This window comes from Bifidobacterium sp. H6bp9 (assembly GCF_032193695.1).
GTDB lineage: Bacteria > Actinomycetota > Actinomycetes > Actinomycetales > Bifidobacteriaceae > Bombiscardovia > Bombiscardovia kimbladii.
Genome location: NZ_JASTZY010000008.1, coordinates 13,718 through 34,708, shown reverse-complemented (window position 1 = coordinate 34,708; position 20,991 = coordinate 13,718). Strand labels below are relative to the sequence as shown.

The 20,991-nt window shown below is 51.1% G+C and carries 14 protein-coding genes and 2 tRNA genes; 8 read left to right on the top strand and 8 right to left on the bottom strand.

Annotated elements, in window-relative coordinates:
* The first annotated feature begins 160 nt into the window (after positions 1–160).
* On the top strand, positions 161–2,008 hold the full coding sequence (locus QRX40_RS08290) for a site-specific DNA-methyltransferase (RefSeq protein WP_313837617.1): 1,848 nt from the start codon (positions 161–163) through the stop codon (positions 2,006–2,008).
* The gene (locus QRX40_RS08285) at positions 2,008–4,605 is read left to right on the top strand and encodes a DEAD/DEAH box helicase family protein (protein WP_313837664.1); all 2,598 of its coding nucleotides are present in this window, start codon (positions 2,008–2,010) and stop codon (positions 4,603–4,605) included. Before QRX40_RS08290 ends, QRX40_RS08285 begins: the two co-directional genes overlap by 1 nt.
* 255 nt (positions 4,606–4,860) lie before the next feature.
* Here QRX40_RS08285 and QRX40_RS08280 read toward each other — a convergent pair whose 3' ends face one another.
* The gene (locus QRX40_RS08280; RefSeq protein ID WP_313837615.1) at positions 4,861–5,031 is read right to left on the bottom strand and encodes a hypothetical protein; all 171 of its coding nucleotides are present in this window, start codon (positions 5,029–5,031) and stop codon (positions 4,861–4,863) included.
* 667 nt (positions 5,032–5,698) lie between these two features.
* Here QRX40_RS08280 and QRX40_RS08275 point away from each other — a divergent pair.
* Positions 5,699–6,061, top strand: coding sequence for a hypothetical protein (locus QRX40_RS08275; RefSeq protein WP_313837613.1), 363 nt, complete (start codon positions 5,699–5,701; stop codon positions 6,059–6,061).
* 1,696 nt (positions 6,062–7,757) lie between these two features.
* Here QRX40_RS08275 and QRX40_RS08270 read toward each other — a convergent pair.
* Both QRX40_RS08270 and QRX40_RS08265 read right to left on the bottom strand, forming a co-directional pair.
* Positions 7,758–9,803 carry a DNA/RNA helicase domain-containing protein gene (locus QRX40_RS08270; protein WP_313837612.1) on the bottom strand — a complete coding sequence of 682 codons (2,046 nt, stop codon included), beginning with the start codon at positions 9,801–9,803 and terminating at the stop codon, positions 7,758–7,760.
* A 37-nt stretch (positions 9,804–9,840) separates the two neighbouring features.
* A complete protein-coding gene (locus QRX40_RS08265; RefSeq protein ID WP_313837610.1) occupies positions 9,841–10,425 on the bottom strand; it encodes a hypothetical protein in 585 nt (194 codons plus the stop codon).
* A gap of 1,629 nt (positions 10,426–12,054) precedes the next feature.
* On the opposite strand from QRX40_RS08265, the gene QRX40_RS08260 reads away from it, so the two are divergent.
* The 3 genes from QRX40_RS08260 (at position 12,055) to QRX40_RS08250 (ending at position 15,375) form a co-directional block, all read left to right on the top strand.
* Positions 12,055–12,714, top strand: coding sequence for a DUF4145 domain-containing protein (locus tag QRX40_RS08260; protein WP_313837608.1), 660 nt, complete (start codon positions 12,055–12,057; stop codon positions 12,712–12,714).
* A 647-nt stretch (positions 12,715–13,361) separates the two neighbouring features.
* Positions 13,362–13,820: a TIGR02391 family protein gene (locus tag QRX40_RS08255; RefSeq protein ID WP_313837607.1), complete on the top strand. Its 459-nt coding sequence runs from the start codon at positions 13,362–13,364 to the stop codon at positions 13,818–13,820.
* Between the two features lie 646 nt (positions 13,821–14,466).
* On the top strand, positions 14,467–15,375 hold the full coding sequence (locus QRX40_RS08250; RefSeq protein ID WP_313837605.1) for a hypothetical protein: 909 nt from the start codon (positions 14,467–14,469) through the stop codon (positions 15,373–15,375).
* A 306-nt stretch (positions 15,376–15,681) separates the two neighbouring features.
* Here QRX40_RS08250 and QRX40_RS08245 read toward each other — a convergent pair whose 3' ends face one another.
* The 4 genes from QRX40_RS08245 to QRX40_RS08230 all read right to left on the bottom strand — a co-directional run bounded on the left by QRX40_RS08245 (position 15,682) and on the right by QRX40_RS08230 (position 17,077).
* Positions 15,682–15,933 (bottom strand): hypothetical protein, encoded by a 252-nt coding sequence (locus QRX40_RS08245; protein ID WP_313837604.1) that lies wholly within the window; start codon positions 15,931–15,933, stop codon positions 15,682–15,684.
* Between the two features lie 51 nt (positions 15,934–15,984).
* The gene (locus tag QRX40_RS08240) at positions 15,985–16,170 is read right to left on the bottom strand and encodes a hypothetical protein (protein WP_313837602.1); all 186 of its coding nucleotides are present in this window, start codon (positions 16,168–16,170) and stop codon (positions 15,985–15,987) included.
* A gap of 723 nt (positions 16,171–16,893) precedes the next feature.
* Positions 16,894–16,966, bottom strand: a tRNA-Ala gene (locus tag QRX40_RS08235).
* Between the two features lie 37 nt (positions 16,967–17,003).
* A tRNA-Ile gene (locus QRX40_RS08230) sits at positions 17,004–17,077 on the bottom strand.
* A 104-nt stretch (positions 17,078–17,181) separates the two neighbouring features.
* Here QRX40_RS08230 and QRX40_RS08225 point away from each other — a divergent pair.
* Together QRX40_RS08225 and QRX40_RS08220 are read left to right on the top strand one after the other, a co-directional pair.
* A complete protein-coding gene (locus QRX40_RS08225; RefSeq protein ID WP_313837600.1) occupies positions 17,182–17,790 on the top strand; it encodes a SprT family zinc-dependent metalloprotease in 609 nt (202 codons plus the stop codon).
* Between the two features lie 494 nt (positions 17,791–18,284).
* Entirely contained in the window at positions 18,285–19,052 is a 768-nt protein-coding gene (locus tag QRX40_RS08220) for an SDR family oxidoreductase (RefSeq protein ID WP_313837598.1), read from the top strand.
* 91 nt (positions 19,053–19,143) lie between these two features.
* Here QRX40_RS08220 and QRX40_RS08215 read toward each other — a convergent pair whose 3' ends face one another.
* Complete coding sequence (locus QRX40_RS08215) at positions 19,144–20,790, bottom strand: Na+/H+ antiporter NhaA (protein ID WP_313837597.1); 1,647 nt, start codon at positions 20,788–20,790, stop codon at positions 19,144–19,146.
* Positions 20,791–20,991 lie beyond the last annotated feature (201 nt).

The window sequence follows — 20,991 nt, the reverse complement described above, 5'->3', positions numbered from 1 at the left end:
AAAAATAGGATTGATGGAAGATGACTAGTCTATCGATACCGCCATTGCCCAGCTTGGTCGAGATGGAGGCTGTTTTTACTGAAATTTGTGAAACATTTACCTGCGATATCACTAGCAATGTGAATTTGTCCTCACTGGTTTGAAGGGAGAGACCAAATAAATGACGGCCCAACGTCTACAACTTACTTGGTATAACAAGGACAAAGCACTTATCTCCTCTGAGACTGGCAAGTACAGTTACTTATGGGTCGACCCTTCCGATCCTCGCTATTGCGAGACGCATACTCTGGTATACGACAATTTTGTACGCGGCGAACAGCTTCCTAAGTCTGCAGAGTTTGAATACTCAAAACGGGCTGATCGGGAGCCTCAGGATGACAATCTGCTCATTTTAGGAGAATCCGGTGATGTCCTCGAAGCTCTTACTCGTGTGCCTGAGTTAGCCGAGAAGTACGTTGGCAAGGTAAAACTTATTTATATTGACCCGCCATTTAATACCTCGCAGGCTTTCGCTGATTATGAAGACAACCTTGAGCATTCTGTGTGGCTTACCATGATGCGGGATAGGTTATCCTATATGAGGAAGCTACTAAGTTCTGATGGGTCAATCTGGGTTCATCTCGACGATGTAGAAGTTCATCGGATGCGAGTCCTCCTTGATGAGATCTTCGGTGCAGGCAACTTCATCTGCGATGTGATTTGGGAAAAACGAACAACTCGTGAAAATCGATCTGTGATGTCTGTTTCAACAGATTTTATTCTTGTTTATGCAAAGAAGAGTAGTTGTTGGGCAAAAGTCCGCAATCTTCTTCCAAGGGAGAATTTGTTGGGTTATTCAAATCCTGACAGGGATCCGCGTGGTCCGTGGACATCTGTACCGTTCACGGCTCAGTTTAATCCGGCAGAAAATGAGCGACGGTCACAAAGGTATACGCTTACGACTCCAGGCGGCGCACATTTGAAACCGCCACCGGGATCAGTTTGGAGATTCACTGAGTCTAGGTACAACGAATTGAAGGCTGACAACAGAATTTGGTTTGGTGCAGATGGTAAGGCCGGTCCCCGGTTGAAGAAGTTCGCTTCAGAAGTTCAGGAGGGGCTAGTTCCACATACGCTATGGTCGGCATCAGAGGTAGGCACAACTGATACTTCAAAGCGTGAAATTCAGGCATTATTCCCGGGTCTAGCGGCATTTTCTACTCCTAAACCGGAACGACTGCTCGAAAGAATTATTCATATCGGCTCTAACCCTGGGGACATCGTTCTGGATGCCTTTGCCGGGTCAGGTACTACTGCTGCTGTTGCGCAGAAGATGGGTCGAAGGTGGGTGACATGCGAGCTGGTGAAGGACACATTCGATCGGTTCACGAAAGCACGCCTTGAGAAGGTAGTAGATGGCAAAGATCAAGGTGGAGTAAGTCGTAAAAGTGGAAACCGAATTGCAGCTGATGGTGTCGAACTGCCGGAAGGGGTTAGCGCAGAGGACGCAGCGAAATTTACAAACGTGCTAAACAAGCTTACAGCTGGTGATTCGGAAGCCAAAAAGGATCCCAGAATCAAAGCGTTGAAGTCAGCTTCGAAGACCAAGTATGCAAAGGAAGTGGTCAACTGGCGCGGCGGCGGCGGATTTCAGGTCGCTCACGTGTCTCCAGCATGTTTCAATTATGATCCAGATTTGGATAGAGTTATGCTCACTCCAGAAGCTGCGGGTCGGACCTTGGTTGAGTCAGTGGCGGCGAATCTCGGGTTTACCCTGTTGCGTGCCGATGAAGATTACGTGTTTGATGCCCGTCGTGGCAATGCTTTTCTTAAGGTTGTCGAAGGCGTGGCTACGATTGAGCTTATAGATTTGTTAGTACCCCATATTCATTCAGGTGAGACGATCGTGCTCGCCGCTACGGCTGTAATGGATGGTGTGCGTCAGTACCTGCGTAATGTAGTAAAAGGTTCACGTGTGGTAGCTTTGCCAGATGATATGTTCCGTTATTGCAAAGGTGGTGATTTGTGATGACAACAAAGCTCAATATTTGTTTCGACTCTGAAATGCTTGAGGAGATCAGTTCCGAGTTCGATCTGCGTGCACCCAATAAAGAAGCGCTTCAAAAGTTAATTTTTACCCTTAGTGGGGATTATGACCCATCCGTGATGCAGGTACTCGATCTCGCTACGGGTGTGGGTAAAACTTATTTGATGGCTGCCTTTATGGAGTATCTGCGACGCCAGGGAATCGGTAATGTCGTGATTGTGACTCCGGGCAAAACAGTACAGTCTAAGACGGTGCAGAATTTCACCCCGGGTTCGCCGCGCTATATCAAAGGATCAGCTGTCCCTCCTGATGTGGTGACTCCACAGGACTATTCTGAGTGGGTGGCCAGGCTGGATGGACCTAAACAGCTCACATTCGGGGATGAAGTGCCGATGTTGGCTTTTATCTTCAACATCCAACAATTGATCGCTCCCAAGGATGCTGACGGCAGCACCCACGGAACTACACAAGACGCTATACGTCGAAAGCCTCGAAGATTTGATGAGAATGCCGGTGTGCTATTCGACTACCTGAAAAGCCTCGATGATCTTGTCGTGATTGCTGATGAGTCCCACCTGTATGGTGCAACTGCAGTTGCGTTCAATTCTGCCCTCAAGGAACTTGATCCGGCGGCAGCGATCGGCTTGACGGCTTCTGCGGATAAGAAGACCGACCACGTCATTTACGAGTATCCGCTTTACCGTGCTATAGCGGACAAATACGTCAAGGCGCCGGTGCTGGCATTTCGTAAGGGTGGGTACGGTACTGATAAAGCATCTGAAGAGCAGCAGCTGCGTGACGCGTTACAGTTGCGTGCTTTCAAGCAGACATACTATGACTCATATACGAACAGCCATCATCTGAATCATATAAACGCTGTTGTATTTGTGGTCTGCTCTGATGTTGAGCATGCCACTCAAGTTGCGGATCTGCTACGCACTCCTGAATACCTCGGTAGGAAAGAGGCAGTTTTGCAGGTGGATTCCAAACACGAGGATGAGCTGACGCAGCGTCGTCTTGATGAACTTGACCGCCCACAATCCTCTGTACTTGCTGTCGTAAGCGTCAACAAACTTAAAGAGGGATGGGATGTGAAGAACATCGCCGTCATTGTGACCTTGAGAGCAATGGCTTCGGAGGTGTTGACCCAGCAAACAATGGGGCGAGGTCTACGCTTGCCGTTCGGCAAGTACACGGATGTATGGCAAATTGACCAGCTCGACATCATTGCACATCAGTCCTTCAAAGAGTTGCTCACTGCCGAGAATGTGCTCCAGCAGTTCGGGTTGGAAGAAGCCGTTGCTGAACCGGACCAGGCTCAAATTGGAGAGGCGATTCACAAAGCCGCTGAGATCTCTGGCGTAACAGGTTCAGATAATGCTGTGCCTAGCAGCGGAAACAATCTAATTTCGGCTGGAGTTTCTCATGAGTTTGTCGATGATGTCATAGATAGTTCTGATTCACGATTGGGCACAGTACCACTTAGCGAAGGTAGCGGCAACGGATTGCCTGGTGTCAGGATCCGAGCGATCGGTGATACAGCACATGACTCCAAGCTAGAGTGGCAGACTGTTTCGATTATGCGCAATCCGCGGTTCGCTAGTGTGACTTATCTGTTTCCAGTGACCACGATGACGGTGCAACAGCCGCCTATTGAGCTTTCTGAGATAAGTAATGCCGATGTTGAGCAAGCAGCTCGCCGTGTTACATCGACTGGCGACGTACTCTTTCGCAAAGAGATTGTCGCTGTTCTAGGAAAGGAACTTCGAGCCGAAGATCGTGAAAGCGCTGAGGTCGACTCAGTACATGTCGATGATGAAGAGGCGTGCCATGCACTGGTCAAGCTGGTAATGAACATGTCGCTGGTGCCTAAGACTGAGCGCACCGCTCGCTATGTGAGTAAATTCCTGGTGCCTGAGTTTATGAATGAAGTCACCTTCACTGGTTGGACGGTTAAATCTCTGGGCTCTGCGAGGTATGAGCTGCTTAAACTCGTGCAAGCCTACATATCTAAGACCCTACGCGAAACACGAGAGGTACCAAGTATCCATCCCAAACAGATGCCCGGTGAAGGCTATATGCTCCCGCTTGGTGAGAGCGTGTACCCTCAGATTGAGACTCGCGAGCAGTTCATACGTGGTCGGGTGTACAGTGGCTGGTTCAAATCTTTGTTTGAGGATGAGTCATTCGATTCTTTCACTGGAGAGTATCAACTTGCTCGACTTCTGAATACGTCGCCAAGTATCCAATGGTGGCAGCGATTGCATCCTCAGGATCGTGCTTTCGTGTATTACAACGCCAAGGATCGCTACTTTCCTGACTTCGTAGCCCAAGACACCAGTGATGTGTATTGGATAATTGAAGGCAAGGACGAGCGAGGTCGCGATGATGCCAAGGTTCAGGCTAAGCGCAGGGCTGCTGAGACATTAGTGCGTCGTCTTGTTGCTGAGGAAGCTTATGCAAACCAGCACTGGGGCTATTTGATTGCGTACGAACAGGATATTGCTCAAGCGGACTCGTGGGAAGATCTTAAGACTTTGGCACAACCAGTCAGTAACGTCGTAGATTCAAAGGATTAGCAACTTTTAGTGTTCGGTTCTAGTTTTGCAGGAGTCCAAGCATGAGTTGTTTCACAAGAGCTAGCAAGGGCTAATAGTATGTGCTTCTGGGCATCGAACAGCTACTCAAAAAATGACCTCAACACTTATCTGCATTTACCATGCAAGATATTTGCAACTAGAACGGACCATTCTGATTAGTAAAACTATGAGTTGTATAGCCTATTACTGATCAATGCCAAATTCTATGAGCCGTTCATGGTATGTCTGAGGTTATCAGCGGCGGAGGTCGGGGATGTGCTTGGGCAGCAGATCGGCCAGTTCGACATCGAGCGCCTGGGCGACGGCGAGGATGTTGCACAGTCTGGGGTTGGCAGGGGTGTAAGGGTTCGATTCTCTGCGTTCAAGTTTCCAGTGGGTAAAGCGTGAGAGGCCTACGTCGGCCACGACCCTGTCTTTGAAGTACCCTTTGGCGGTGCGAACCCCGGCGATGTCGATGTCGAGTTCTCGGGCATAGTTCTTCCAGGCCGAATCAGCTTTGTCTATAAGTTCAATGCAGATAGGCTTGCATGGTCATGCATACGTGACATATCGAGCTCAGCGGAGCATCGATGTAAGGTCGGTTCTACTTGAGCCGGATGAAGGGGTCCCTGCCGACATTGGCTTTGGATTCATGGGAAAGGCAATAGTGCAGAAAGCTGAGAACAGTAAAAGTGGTAGCTCAAAGCGTAGACTTAGGATTGCAGCGGCCTTGGTGCTGGTGGTTGCTGGCACCTGTGGCGGGAGTCTGTGGTGGCATCGAAATGCTGTACAGGAGCACGATCAGGCCTTTGCTCCCTAGAACAGGGCAGCGGTCAAAATCTATAAGGCTCAGGAGAGCAAATACGACAAATACCTGACGTCCGACGAGGTGAAGTCTGCCCCAGCGGTTATGGATGATTAGGTCGGCGACGTCAAGACAGTCCAGGCCATGGCCAAGAGCGTGCAGACCGTCAAGCTGGCCTCCAGCGGGTCGGCAGGTGTAAAGACGGACTTGACCGGGGATGCATCCACTGGCGAGTTAAAGAAAGCTACCGATATTCTGAACGCTTAGACCTCGGAGGTGAAATCGAAATTGAAAATCCTCAAGTCCGATGTGCTTGTTGTCATCACTTCCAAGGCACATAAGCAACTTTCTGATGCGGTCGGGAATGAGGATAAGGTTCTGGCTGACTTCGACGGCAAAGTACCAGAAGGTGACCAGAAGCGGAATTCCCTGACCAAGGCCTTGGAATCGGTTAAGAAAACCCTTCAGGACAGGAAGTCGGTTCTCAAGGCTTTTCTGATGCCAAAGCCAATTTGGATGTCAAGGTCAAGGCTGTTAATGATGCAGTCTCAGCCAAAACCCAGACCGATGCCCAGGCTGCTCGAACGCTGGAGGCGGCTACAGCACTCCTACACGCTGAGGGAGCAACCGTTATCGAGCACCTTCCCATAACGGCGGTCATTCCACCTGGAATGGCACTACAGACGGCACTCCAGTACTGCTCATTGGGAAGGCAACAATTTGTATGTTGACACTAAGTTCTGTTGCTTTTTATATGAAGAATTGGGTTCTTTATATGTCTATCCGTATTAGAACTAATGGGCAGAGATATTGGCTGAGCAGGGTCATCCAGATAGCTTATTAGCATAAGAAAAGGCCGACAGCACAATGGCTGCCGGCCTTCGTCCTATGAATGGACCCCAAACGGCCCAATCAGTGATGACACCAGCAAACTAAAGAATTGATATATCCCTATCATCCTTTGTCTTCTGCTGGGTGATGCTGCCATCTCCTGACGGTTATCATTTTACCGGCGTTGGTGTCTGACGGCAACTCTCTGTGCGGTAAAATGATATAGCTGTCTCGCTGGTGGTGCAGCTGAGGCGGCCCGTCTGCCCATCCGGGCTGGCGCGTCCGATGAAAAATACCGAGGTGGTTTGGATGCCTAATGGTAATCCAAACAAGGACGGTCGCGGATCGTACTTCATGGCTGCTGCTCTCGTGGGCGTTCCGGCGCTCGCAGGCAGGATGGACTCCGGCGCTGCTTGGCTGATGTGTTTGGTCATGCTGGTGTGTGCAGTCCTGTATGACGTGTGGCACAGGAAACGATGATGTCCAGGCAGCCCGCCTCACAGGACGGGCTGCTCTCTTTTGTGAATGCGAAAGGTCTAGGCATCTCTGCCCGGCCCATACAGTAAAGCGGAATATAACATTGATTGCGTGACAGACCGGCTTTGTTGAACGCCACTGCTTACGTGCAAGTTATAGGTACGCTTGTGTAGAACACGCACTTGCCAGGCGTTGCCGATCTCAGTGCAGAAGGCGGTTTCCCGCGTTTAGGCCACATGTCCAGTCCAGTCGATTCTGGTTTACCTGAAAGCTGCCACACCCCCGCACGCTTTCATATGCCGGGAGGCTGCCTTACGACCGCCAACCAATCCAGGGATGTCTGCTCAGCACTTCGGGTTGAGTCTGTGCTGTTGATAATTCAATCTAGCAGTAGCTTGGTGCGCAACCTGACACGATGGAGGGCGCCAGCCAAATGGCTCTTAGACAAGGAGCCACTTGTGGGTGAGGACGAATCCAGCCAAAGCAATTCACTGAAGAGAAGGCTAAGACGGTTTCTTTCTTACGCTCGGGCAGGAATGACCCGGGGTAATCATGAAGGGCAGATCTCTGTTTTGGAGGGTTTGGATCTTACATCAAGTCTCGCGAATGGATGTTCATTTGGAGGGACGTTTTCTGACCATGCTGATTGAACGGAAAGGCGACCGTACCTACCTAATCGACACCCGTTGTTCCTCAGTCTGGATTAGGGTTAACCATCTGCTGATGTTAGAAGAGGGCAGACTAGTCTCCGTATGGTTCATTTGCGTGAGCGAAAGAAGCATAAGTGCCGGTGCCGAATCAGAACCATGCCAGTTAATCAAAAAGGCAGACAATTCGATCCGTGGGCTTCCTCGTCGGATCAAGGTTTGGCAAAGGCCGTTTAACGTTGTGACTAGTTTTGCGATAAGGACAAATTGATTCATTAAAGCCGAAGTTGATACCGTCCTTGGTCCTGGCTTGCAGTCATGTCGGCAGCACCTATGAGCTTTGGAGCCTAGCCCTATAGGCTCCAAAGCTCATAGGTGCTGCTGGTAATTGCTTAATTAATGCCCATAATATCCTTGAAATGCTGTTCGAGAGCCTTGTCTTGGAAAAAGACCCTAACGCCATGAATGCCGCGGGTTAGCAGGACGTAGTAGATTCCACGTATTTGTTGATCAAAAGCTTGCTTGTAATGTGCGACGCCGTACTGATCCTTTTCGGATTGAGGGATGATGCCTGCCGTGTGTCGATAGTTTTCAGGTATTCCATGTACATGCTGTCCGTCATAGCCAATATCCCGTGCAACTATTACCCCCGCATAGTCGAGATCCTGTCCCTGAGCCGCAAATATGGATCCGACCTGGTGCCTATGCTCCTCTTCAGAGGATTCTTCGTATACAAAATCTTTCTGTCTATCGTTCCAGGCCCAACTGTTGAGTATATGGCCAGATTCATCGGTATCGAACCAGACCTTTTGACCAGGTTTGTCCCGGTCCCAATCAACTGCATAACTCGCTACTACTCGATTGTGCGATCCAGGGTGCTGTTTCTTTTTCTCGTCAACATAATCGAATAGTTCCTGTATCGAGTTGACAATGCCGAAATAGGGATCAGTGTTTTCGTCTTTTGCTCTTTTCGATTTTTGTTTGAACACTTCGCGATTGAAGTCGTTGTCTGTATCGAGCTGTAGAAAATATCGAATTCCTTTGACAAAATCAGAGCCTGAATCCGAATTCTGGCCCTCTGGGCTAATTCTGTACTGGTGCTCCAGACGGTGAGGAATGAATTGTATGCCATGATAGTTGCACTCATCGCCAGAGAATCGGAAATCCGAATCTCGACCGATGGCACCGCTATAGATCCATTGGTCGGGGTCATAGCAAATCACGACATTTCTGATTCTGCCCTGTGCTTTGAGATAATGGAAGAAATCAATAAAGTCTTTAACTGGTTTACCGCTATATTTCAATTTTCCGGGTAATTCACCATTGAAATATTTGGAAAGAGTGAAGTCAACAGCATTGCCATTTCGGTCTTTGACTGTATATGATCTGTACCATTGAGCACGGAAACCGTTATTGGTTTTGGGCAACCTGCCTTTTTTGAAACTAGGAAGCCCGTGCCCTTCATCTACAAGAATGGTGCTGTAACGAACTTCTTTGGTAGGATCCGCTAGTACTTTAACAGCATCTGAGGTAAAGGAGCCTATAGTATATATTCCAACATTGCCCATATGATATTGCTCTTCAATATCTTTGCCTTCATCTTTAAAGTTACTTTGAAGTATGAGAGCAATTTGTCCATTGGCAGGATCGTCTCTATCGATTACTGCTTGTGCACGTTTGTCAAGCTCAGCCGCAATTTTAAAAAGAAGCAGGGTTTTTCCTGTTCCGGCACCGCCAAGAATAATATGATTATCGTCTGGAGTCTCAACAATGCTATTTAAAATATTCTGTTGCGTCGAGTCTAGGCTGAGCCTAGGAGAGTACTTGCTAATCAATAAATCCCGAATGCTATCTGGTATAGTTTTATTGGAGCATCCGACTTCATGAAGAACATCCCATATTGAACTCAAGATTTCTGGAGTCTCGTCAGGAAAGTTATACGTATCGTCGGAACTTTTCTTTTTGCCCTTGTGACCGCTCCTGTAAAGGTTCGATATCAAAGTGAGAAAATGTTCAAACATGGATATGGAATGCTGGGGCGTAGGTATATTGTCAACGATGTCGAGTTTTTTATTTGTATTCGATCGTGCCCAATCAGCTTTCTTAAGTTCATTGACCAGAGTAGATTCGATAAATGAGATCGAGTCTTTCGTAATTGCTTTTCCGGTAACTAGTAATAACCGGCAGGCCTGATTGAATTTCTTTCCTGCGATTATCTCTTGAAGCCGTCGGTTCCCCGTGTCATTGGCTGATTTGCCCTGTGATCCGATGCATACATAAGAACGATCGCAATAGATGAAAAGTCCCATTTGTTTGGAGTCGGCAACCGTTTTTTTGAAAGGTGCGCTATCAACCAGACAATATTGATCTTTTGATGCCGACCCCAGATCGTAAATATAGCTTCTACCTACGCGTTTAGCGAGCATTTTATCTGCCATTAGTCGCTCCATATGTATTAAACGATTGTGCCCTTTCTTATATTACGGGCTTAAGATCGCCGTTTTCGTTCTTCCAATTACGCCCATTGTTATCTCTGAAGCTGAGGGTTACATCAGATTCAGAAAACTTCACTATTGTTTTGACTGGAATCTTGGCTCCGTCTGCCTCCCAGAAGCAATATCCGGTTGAGCTTTCAAGATCTTTGACTAGTTGCACCGGCTCTTTCCATTTATCTGTACCGAGATGGGTTTCTTCTTCTCGCTTTTCGAAGAACCACATGCCGGGAGGAAGTAGTGCGATGCTTTTCGTTTGCCCACCGCTTGATAGTGTAAAAAATGCATTATATATCGGTGTGTCCGATAAGTTACTTATGATCATACCTTTCCGGTTTGCGTTCTTTTTGTCTGCGCCTCCCGCATACCAGGCACTTACTTTCTTGGCCGATTCCCTTTCGGTTTGGGACTTACTTTGGACGAGCTCTTCTTCCGCCTTAGCGAGTTGTTTATTGTTTTGAAGGCATGTTATATAGCTGACAATAATTGAAACAAGCACTGCTAATATGGAACCAAGTCCTTGAATCCATTCTGAATTAGCATTGAGCCAATTAATCACAGCTATCACCCGCTAGACTTATTGAGTCTGTTAATAGAGATACCTTAAATAAGGTACACCTGATCATTGGTCGGTTAAAAATGATAATCAAACAGGTATGGCTTACCGCAGGTAGAAACTACTTTTACTGCAGTCGTCATGTAGCTTGCGCTGCTTTGTCGCTTTCCCCGTGATAGTTTTATTCTCCCCATGACCACAACTGTGAGTAAGAAATTGATTGGGTCTTAGTTGAAATCGTGCAATTAGCTAGCATGCTGTCGTATAAAAGAACAGATTTTTTATGTACGTCAAACTTTTTTAATCGGGCGGAATAGTTGCAGTGAATCATCAAGTCAGGTGTCTAATGCTGCATTAGCATACATGTAGCGGCAATGAAACTAACTGTATTTTAATCTGCAAGCGGTCGTATTTGTGTTGGTGGCGGTTATTACTAAGGTCATTCGGATTGTGCTGTTTACAACACGGGGTTGATTGGTGAGGGGGCTTGTGGACTGCTCTGATAAGTCAGCGGTTATCGGCGGCGGAGGACTGGGGTGTGTAATGTGCAGCGGATCGGCCAGTTCGATGTTGAGGGCCCGGACGACGGCGAGGATGCCACGTAGTCTGGGGTTGTGAGTGCATCGGGATTCGATTCCTTGCGTTCAAGCTTCCAGTAGGTGAAATCAGAGAAGCCCGCGTTAGGCTTAGCGCTATTCGGGGAACAAACCTTAGTTAGATGAAAGTACTCCTGCTGAGACGGCTCAGGTTTAGGGAAGGCGGAGAGTAAACCGTGGGAAAAATCGAGAATAGTAAAGGCAGCACTTCGAAGCGCAAGCTCAGCATTGTAGAGGTCTGGTGGTGAGGTGTTGCAGTCATCTGTAGTGGAGTCTGTGGTGGCATCGTAATACTGTGCAGGAGCACGATCGGGCTTCTGCCTACTACAGGGCAGCGGCTAAAATCTACAAGGTTGAGGAAGGCGAGTCAAATATATGGCATCTGACGAGGTGAAGTCCGCCTCAGCGGTTACGGATTGACCAGGACAGCTATGCCAAAACTATCAAGGCAATTGTCTGGATAGTGCAGATTGTCAAGCCGGCCTCCAGCAGGACTACTGTTGCGAAAACGGGTTTGACTGGTGTGCGTCCACCAGCGAGTTGAAAAAAGCGATTGAAACTCTAAACTCACAGACTTCGGAGATGGAATCGAGGCTGAAGGCTCTGAAGGCTTATGTGCTAGCTGTCACCACTTCCAAGGCGCATAAGCAACTTTCTGATGTTACACCGGGGAAGGGAATAAGGCCTCGACTGACTCCGACGGCAAAATGCCCGATGAGGACTAGACGCGCAATGACCTGACTCAAGGTTTGGACTCTGCTAAAAATGTCCTGAATAACAAGAAGTCAGTTCTTATTGTTTTCTGATGCCAAGGCCAAGAGTGTGAATGATGCAATACCAGCTAAAGCAGCCCAAGAGGGTGTAAAGGCGAAGTATTGAGAACGTTGCTAAATCAACATTTTTGATTGTGGCTATGTTTAATAGTACTATTTTAGAATTAAGCGCGGAACCTAACTAGATGTAGTAAGGGGTTGGATAGCTAATGGGGATGAAGAATCGTAGTGCACATAAGCAGTATTGTTGGCATTGTGACGATATAGAGGCCATGACTATTGCCGTCAGTAAAGGTCAAGAAGATCGGTTGACGGGGAATGACGGCAATGACAGATGGCACTCTGCTTATCCGAGCGGAGGCTTGAGAAACAATGCAGATTATATTTGCTTTGTTTATGTGTGTAATCGCTGCGGTTATCCGACAGTGGAACGGCGGGAATACAACCATCCACAAAAAGGGAGCGTTGGAGATAAGGCTGATCTTTTTATCTTTACTCCTCACGATTGTGGCGTAATAGAAGACAAGCAACTTGAGGCTGCATACGATGAGGTTTGGGACTGTTTTTCGTGCAAGGCCTATAAAGCCACAGTAATTATGGCTCGCAGTGTTCTAGAAAATATAATTAATGGGTTAATTGGTGACGATCAATTTCATACTACAAATAGGGGGCGGAGAGATAAAGGGCTGAAGGAGAAAATAGATATAGCAGAGAAGAAAGGAGTCATACCGAATCTCGCGACTGAAAATGTGAAGGCTATAAAATGCTTGGGTGACAGTTCTACTCACAATATTACTGCGGACATAACCGAAGAGGATGCCAAGGCGGTTATCAGGCTTCTTAAAGATGTAGTTCATGCCACCTATGAAAGTGAGTCTGAGCGAAAGCAGGTTACTGACAAAGCTGATGCTATAAGAAAGCAGCAAGAATAGCGCAGATGGGATAGCTAGTGGATTGACTGGGCTGTCTTTGCGGTTTTTTGAGTTAATCGTCGCTATAGTTTTATTGGGTCACTGTTCAGTAGCGAGTGAAAACCGATAGAGCCAGTGGAATTATCGATGATCCTAACGATTGGGTGCGAGAGAGCGATAGCCCCAGATATATCATTGATCTGCTCGAATAGGCTGTCACTGTTTCTATCGAGACTATGAAGATCGTTGACTCTTTACCTCCGATTAATGGACAGGACAAACCCTCATTTTGGCCCCTGAGGTGGTAATAATGATTTCAGAACGACTATCTCTGTGGCCCTATGGGGTGCTCAAGAATGTGGCGGCGGTTTTAGCAGATACCAATACAGGGTTGAAGAATAGAGAAATCGGCGATCTTCTTGCTCGTTTGCATATGGTGGACCCCATACCTTCAGCGACAAAACGAGATCGCCTTACAGAGGCCTTCGTAGTACGGCAGAATAAGGACTATAATCCTGCAAGAATCATCACGTTCATCGTGTGTACCATGGAACCAGTAAATTATAGGGACTGCCCTGGGCTGCTCTCTCAGACGCGATCGGCTTAATGAGCGTCTCACTTTCGTAGGTTTGCATATTAATGAGAAAGGTCAGGTCGCGAAAGGTGCTTTGGCGCAGACTTTGGACGAAGCCACGCGAGCTGCTACATCGATAAGAGATGAACTCAATCGTCGCAAGACACACCCTGAAGTTCTGCGCTATTGTTCGCTTGAAGTACTCAAACTCGATAACTTCCACGCCTGTCTGAAAGCGGTTAAAAGCGTCTTTGACCGACTTCGGAAAATATCAGGTGAACAAGGAGATGGTGCAGTTCTCGTGGATGCCACTCTTTCACTGGGGAAAAGTCACCATCCAAAACTGGCAATAAACTCGCTGAACACCCAGACGGAACGTGATGAACAATCCGGATTCGCTAATCTGGTGAAGGGTCTTTCTAGCCTCTACAGAAATCCTACTGCGCATGACCCGCGATTTACGCGTGTCATAATCAAAAACGAACTGTTGGGGGTGCTCACATTGGTCTCAATGATTCATAGAAGATTAGACATAGCGGTACATGAAGCATGAGATGAGTGCCTCTATTAAGGTGATCTTATTTAGAAGCCCGGAAGTTTTATTGCTTAAGATATTGTAATAACGGGGTTGTAGATCTCTCTGTGCCGTTGGGTAACTTTAACATTATTTAACTTAAGCCTAAGGTATCCACACCTAATTGGGGAAATTGTACAGCGCTGAATGAAGCTGAATGAATGAGAGCAAGAGTCATGTTTCGTTTAAAACCTCGTAAAAAGAGTCTCTCATCAACGTCCTAGAACCCCTAACTGTGGAGCTAGCCGGGCTCCGTACATTCACAATTTTACTTGTAATTGCAACGGTTCTCATCAATGAAGATCAAATCGTAACTTATTTCGTAACCTATTACTGAACAAACCTGGGACTTAATGACTCAACATGAACGACTTCAACTCGAAGTTTCTGCCATTGATATGTTTCAGTTTCAGATAAAGTAAAAAGCAAGCAAAAGGAATGTCATGTCTGCGTGGACACGTGTGCATGACATAATAAAAATGCCGCGGCATCCAGTACATGGCACACTAAGTTTGAAACGGCAAGGACGGGCCGTTAACAGGGGACGGCCGTCGGTGGAGAGAGAAGGGCGACTGTGAAGGAAAATGGGAACGGGGGCACCTCGAGACGCAGGCCTGCAGTCATCGTGGCGGTCCTGGTGCTGGCGGTAGCCGTCATCTGCGGCGGGGGACTGTGGTGGCATAACCACACGGTCCGGGAACACGATCAAGCCCTCATCTCATACCGGGCGGCGGTTAGGGACTATGCAAGCCAGGAGAGCCGATACCGCTCATACCTGGACTCCGACGAAGTGAAGTCCGCTTCTGCCGTCAAAGAGGAAGAGGTCAGCGACGCTAAGACGGTCCTGGCCATGTCCAGGGACGTGAAAACCACCAAACCCGCATCGAGCAGAAAGACCAGTGTTAAAACCGGCCTAACGGGGGATGCATCCACCGGGGAGCTGAAGAAGGCGACCGAAAACCTGGTCTCACAGATCTCGAGAATGAAGGCAGAAGTCAGGACCATCAAGGCCAGGGTGCTCGCCGTGAACACTTCTAAGGCCCACAAGCAGCTCTCCGACGCTATCGGTAATGCAGACAAGATCCTCGCTGATTCCAACGGCAAGGTGCCCGATGGGGACCACTCCCGTGATGAACTGACCAAGACCCTTGACTTGGCCAAGAAGACCCTTGAGGACAGGAAATCGGTTCTTAAGACCTTCACTGATGCCAAGACCACCCTTGACACTAAAACTCAGGCTGTAAACAATGCTGTTAATGCTAAAGCCGCTCAGGATGCTGCTGATGCAGCTGCCGCTGCACAAGCCCGGGCTGCGAGCGCTGCTGCTACAAGTGGTGGTTCTTCCTACAGTGGTGGTTCTGGTTACCGTGCACCTTCTGGCGGTGGTAGTGGTTATCGCTCTCCCTCTGGTGGCGGTTCTGCTCCTGCACCTTCTAATGGAGGCGGTCATCCTACTTGGACAGGTACAACTGACGGTTCTAATGCTACTGGCCATTGGGATGGTAATCACTTCATAGGTGAACAAGAGTTCTGATATTCCTTGAAAGAATATCCGGATTCTTCTCTTGTTTATCGGGATTAGAACACACTGTATAACTGAATAAACTGAGTTAGAATTTGGTGATAGGTTTTGATATGAGCTGCTTCTGTTCCTCCCTCCCCATATTAAATGATCGGTTGCCATAAGCGGCTATAGCTGCTGGTGGGGTTCTAGTCTCTGCAATTGAATTATGCTGCCACCAATCTGACGCCTGGTCTGTGTAAATCATGGTTTCAAGAGGCTGATTATCCTGGATGGATCATTGACGAATTCCGATTGCCATGTCTCGGCACTTATGACTTAGACGAGCTTGCTTTTCCCCACATTATCCCAGGTGATGTCCTCATCGCTGGGCCCAGCGGCATGCGAATGGTCGAGGAGCCTGTTCCACAGGCTATCCAGAACCGAGTCTTCCCTCCTGCAACGATGACTGTAGTTCAGCGCCCGACGGCCTTTCATGACCTTCTCGATGGAATGCAGCACACGCCAATACTGCTGGTCGCCCCCCATGGCGCTACTCCAGGTAATTTCACCGGTTGCCTTGTTGGCCACATGAAGCCACGAAGCATCCCATGAGGCATCTTCCCCCTTCCTGAGCGGGAATCAGAACCTGGCCACCCTCTCATCAAGGCACAAGTACGCCAGCAGTTCGAAGAACCCTACCGACTCACCGTGTCCAAGCTTGCCCTGGTCGTTGAGCATCTCCGCTGCCGCATGCCCGGCATCCGCCTTGTTGACACACCTGGATATTCTGTCGGACATCGCGATGGTATTGGTCAACGGCAGCATCGAGAACCCCTGAAGCGAGTAGTCGAAATCGTCGGCTTTCAGACTCTTCTTCCATCGCCCATACAGACGGAATACCCTAGGGGGTGCTGAAGTTGCAGCAGACAATGCAGGTGGAAATGGTAGCCGCTGTCGCAATTCCAGGTGACCTCGACGGTGCTGATCATGCCGCAGGCTCCGAATCTCCTCCGGTCGCCCTGGCTCCGGGATCCCGCTCCAGAACCCACCGGCTGTCAGAGCGCTCCGGGCATGACCCAACGCGTTCATCAGCTTATCCGGCTTGTCAGCAAAGGAATGCCCGATTGTGAATGTGGCGAACAGAACCTGATGGCCGATGCCGTTCCCGAGTCCATATGCATGAACCAGTCCAGCCCCCTCGACAGCTGGTCCACCCTCTCGGCCGCTATCGACTGCGAACACCTGGTACACCGCCTAGAACCGCAGTAGCGCAGGCCGCTGATATGCCGCCTAGCCCTGGTACCCTCACCGATCTGCATCACCGACAATTGGCCTTCACCACCTGTAGAGGCGGCCCGGGGACTACGAGAACAACAGCGGATGGATGGCAGTGATGAAGCGCCCAATTGCAGGGACTTCATCTGCCAGTGCAGCTCTCGCGCAGTGGCATCATCATTCACTACCAGGCCGCCGTCGGATAGTTCCCCTTTTATCAAGGAAAACCATATGAAAAAAGGTCTCCTAGTGGAAACCTGGAAACCCTACCTGTGGAGCTAGCCGGATTCGAACCGGCGACCCTCTGCTTGCAAAGCAGATGCGCTACCAGCTGCGCCATAGCCCCGTAAATGTGAAAAGAACTTCAACCGCGCAAGAATGCGTGGGCCTGGGAGGACTTGAACCTCCGACCTCATCCTTATCAGGGATGCGCTCTAACCAGCTGAGCTACAGGCCCATACCGTGTGACCGAAGAATCACACAAATGGATAGCTTACCATAGTGTCCTCTCAAGTCAATCTCGGCGGCGTCGCGTCGCGTCTTGGCGGAAGAATGGGGGTCATGAGGCGGAAACGGCGTGCGGAACCAGTCCGGTCGGAGCAGTTCGAGGTCGGTGGCGAGACTGTTCTGGTCATCAGGAAGCGGATCGCCAACGTCTATCTGCGGGTCAAGCCGCCTGACGGCCATCTGGAAGTGACGGCGCCTCTGGCCCTGAGCGACGACCGGATTCGCGCCTTTATCGACGGCAAGCACCGCTGGATTGCAACCACTAGAGAACGTCTGGCCCGCTCGCGCGATGTCTACGCCCAACCCGGAGCCTATGGTCAACTGTCGCCGGACCGGTCCGAGGCCGAAGCCAAGAGAATTCTCCAGGAGAGGCTGCCGACTCTGCTGGATCGGTGGGTCCCTGTGGTAGGTCGCCGGCCTGAGCGCATCAGTCTGCGGAAGATGAAAACCCGCTGGGGGTCCTGCACCCCCGCCACTGCCAGCATCCGGCTCAACGCCGACCTGGCCTGGCTGGATCCTGACCTGCTGGAGTATGTGTTGGTTCACGAGCTGACTCACCTCTACGAGCACGGTCACGGCCCCGGCTTCCGCGCGCGAATGGATCGCTATATGCCCGACTGGACCGAGCGCCGTCGTCGACTCAACCGCTATCTGGCATTGTGACCCGCAAAGCTTAGACGTCTGAAGTTATGACTTCGAGATCCATGACTTCTAGATTCATGACTCTTGGAGTCATACACTCCTCATGAGTCCGGAACTTGTGGACTGGGAGCTTGTAAATTACGAATCTGCGGCATCATCCGTGCTGAAGATTTCGTGACCAAACCCTCGCTAGGCCATCTGGTGTGAAGTTGACTCGGTTTTTGATGCGTCCTATCTATCCTGATCTAGACCGACTATACGGTCTGATTCAGCCCGATCTGACTTTGCTCTGTTCTGACTCAACTAATCTGCCTTTGATTCGTTCTGGCTCTACTCAAGCCTGGTTTGATGTGCCACATTGGTCATCGAAGACTGACGGGAGACTGCCGCAGCCCATGTTGGTGCGCTAGCGTTGAGGAAGAGGGATGGCACTGCAGCAGTTAGGCAGGCTCTCTGTAGCCCGGAGGCGCTTGTGGAGCCGATCCGGGGCAATAGATCATGAAGGAGCAGTTGAAATGACGGAATCCAAGAAGACAATCAAGCGTGCCGTGGTGACTGGCGCCTCCAGCGGCATCGGCCAGGCCAGTGTGCGGGCCTTGGTTGACAAGGGCTGGAAAGTGGTCGGCCTGGCCCGGCGCGAGGACAATCTCAAGGCTCTGGCTGACCAGCTGGGCCGGAACTTCACCTATGAGGTCTGCGATGTGACCGACGAGGACTCCACGCAGGCGGCCGTCGATGCCGTGCTCAAGGGCGGGCCGGTCAAGGCTCTGGTCAACTGCGCCGGTGCGGCCTTCGGCAAGGACCCGGTGGCTACCTCCAGCCTGGACGATTGGCGCGGCATGTACGAGCTGAATGTCATCGGCACCCTGCGGGTCATACAGAAGCTGCTCCCGGCTCTGAAAGAGTCGGAGGGCACGGTCCTGGTCATCTCCTCGACGGCAGGCATCGAGCCCTACGAGGGCGGCGGCGGATACTGCGCTTCCAAGGCGGCGGAACGGGTCATGGCACGTATTCTGCGGCTGGAGCTGATCGGTCAGCCGGTGCGCGTGGTCGACATCGCTCCGGGCCTGGTCCACACCGACGAGTTCTCCCTGAAGCGGTTCGGCGGGGATAGCGACCGGGCCGATGCGGTCTACGCCGGAGTGCCCGACCCGCTGACCGCCGACGACATCGCCGGATGCGTCACCTGGGCCCTGGAGCAGCCCGACACTGTGGACATCGACCAAATCGTGGTCCGTCCCCGGGCCGAGGGCTCCTACACCAAGCTCTACCGTCGTAGTTGAGTCTGGTTGGGGGCCGATTCTGTAGGAAACCGAGACTGGCAGGGGAAGATTCTGGCATGGGCTGATTCTGGCAGAGGGGTGAGTCCTGCAGTCAGGATGAGACGTGCCTGGCGGACCGTAACCGACCGGGAATGGTGCCGACGGCCACGATGAGCACGGACAGGACCGACCCCGCCAGCACACCCAGCAAGGCTGATTCTAGGTGTGGGGATCCGGCGAAGGCCAGGTTGGCGATCAGGAAGGACATGGTGAAGCCGATTCCGCAGAGCTGGCAGAGGCCGATCATGTTCCCGGTCGTAGAGCCGGCAGGCCGCCGCAGCCCTAGATGACCTGCCAGGATCAGCATGGTCATGATCCCCAGGGGCTTGCCCAAGGCCAGTCCCAGAGTGGCGCCCCAAAAGACCCGGTCCGTCAGCAGTCCGGGTCCCAGCTGATCCAGGGAGATGGACAGCGAGAAAAAGGCGAAAAGGGGCAGGACCACCAGGGCGCTCAAAGGGGTCAGGAAGTGGTCCAGCCGTTCAGCCGGTGATAGCGTCGGGTTGCGGTTTGGCTCAATCTCAGTTGGTCCAAACCCAGCTGGTTTGGTATTGGCTTGACTGGTCACTGGTGGATGGGTCTCGGTCGGCTCGGTACCGGATGGTTTTGTATCGGTTGGCCTATGCTCGGTTGGCTCAGTTATGTTCGGCGCGGTACTGGCCGAAGGCTCTTCCGCTTCTGCTGCTTCCGCTTCGGCCGCCTTCGACCTGGCGACAGGAGTCAATAGGCCCATTGCAACTCCCGCCAGCACCGGGTGGATTCCAGCCTTGAAGAGGCTGTACCAGGCCAGCAGACCGCCTGCGAGAGCGCCCAACAAGCAGAGAGGTACCAAGGGTCGCCAGACCCGGGCGGAACGGCTCGCCGCTCGGACCAGCAAGGCCCAGACCACTAGGCCGACCAGGCAGGCAAGCAGCCAGCTCGGTTGTCCCAAGCTGGAGTAGCCCAGGGCGATCAGCAGGACGCCGATCAGGTCGTCGAAGATGGCCAGAGTCATCAAAAAGGCCTGCAGGGCGGGCCCGGCCTTGGGCAGGAGCAGTTGCAGAGCCGCCAGGGAGAAGGCTACATCGGTGGCCGTTGGGACAGCCCAGCCGCGCAACCCGGCAGGGGAGCCCAGGTTGAACAGGCAGTAGATCAGGATCGGAACGGCCACACCGCCCAGGGCGGCCAGCATGGGCAGCAGGACCTGCCTGTGGTCGCGCAGAGTGCCTGTGGCAGCCTCCTGGCGCAGGTCAAGGCCCATGGTCAGGAAGAATATGGTCAGCAGCCCGTCCTGTATCCAGTCCTTCAGGGACAGGTTCAGTCCACCGGGCAGGTCCAGAGGGATCCAAGCGGCAAGAGCGTTCAGCCCCGGCCCGGTCTCTGGCAGATTGGCCAGGATCAGCCCGGCCAGGGCGCAGGCCATCATGAATAGCCCGGTGATCCGATCATTTTCAGCCAAAGATGACAGGGCGGCGAAGAAGTTTGAAGGGTGGAGTCGGTTGTGCCGGTCCCTGTCAGATCCGCCCCGCCCACGCTGCGGATTTGATGGCTGGGCATTCGATGGCTTGGAATCCGACGGTCCGGAATTCGGTTGGGGGTCTGACGACCGGGAATCCGACTGCCTGGGATTGAAAGGTTCGAGATTCTGTTGCGAATTCGAATCGTCGTAATCCTGACGACGTGGATTGACAGAGAATGCTGGGAATGTAGGCGTGGGCGGCATGATGCTCCTGGTCGGGCGGATAGGGTTCGGTCTTCCTTGGCCGACCAGTCTTCCCGGCGTGAGGCAGCGCCCGGCCGTCTCCCAAGCGTCAATTCTATCCTGAAGCCCAGCAGTCTATCTCGGTCAGAGAAAATGCCAGCGGCCCCGCACCTTTTACGATGTAGGGCCGCTGGCATATCGCTTATCGGAGCTGTGACGAGC

Excerpts from the sequence above, each read along its gene's own strand:
- QRX40_RS08290 (WP_313837617.1), top strand. The coding sequence starts at position 161 with ATGACGGCCCAACGTCTACAACTTACTTGGTATAACAAGGACAAAGCA.
- QRX40_RS08285 (WP_313837664.1), top strand. The coding sequence starts at position 2,008 with ATGACAACAAAGCTCAATATTTGTTTCGACTCTGAAATGCTTGAGGAG.
- QRX40_RS08270 (WP_313837612.1), bottom strand. The coding sequence starts at position 9,803 with ATGGCAGATAAAATGCTCGCTAAACGCGTAGGTAGAAGCTATATTTAC.
- QRX40_RS08260 (WP_313837608.1), top strand. The coding sequence starts at position 12,055 with ATGACTATTGCCGTCAGTAAAGGTCAAGAAGATCGGTTGACGGGGAAT.
- QRX40_RS08240 (WP_313837602.1), bottom strand. The coding sequence starts at position 16,170 with ATGCTGCCGTTGACCAATACCATCGCGATGTCCGACAGAATATCCAGG.
- QRX40_RS08225 (WP_313837600.1), top strand. The coding sequence starts at position 17,182 with ATGAGGCGGAAACGGCGTGCGGAACCAGTCCGGTCGGAGCAGTTCGAG.
- QRX40_RS08220 (WP_313837598.1), top strand. The coding sequence starts at position 18,285 with ATGACGGAATCCAAGAAGACAATCAAGCGTGCCGTGGTGACTGGCGCC.
- QRX40_RS08215 (WP_313837597.1), bottom strand. The coding sequence starts at position 20,790 with ATGCCGCCCACGCCTACATTCCCAGCATTCTCTGTCAATCCACGTCGT.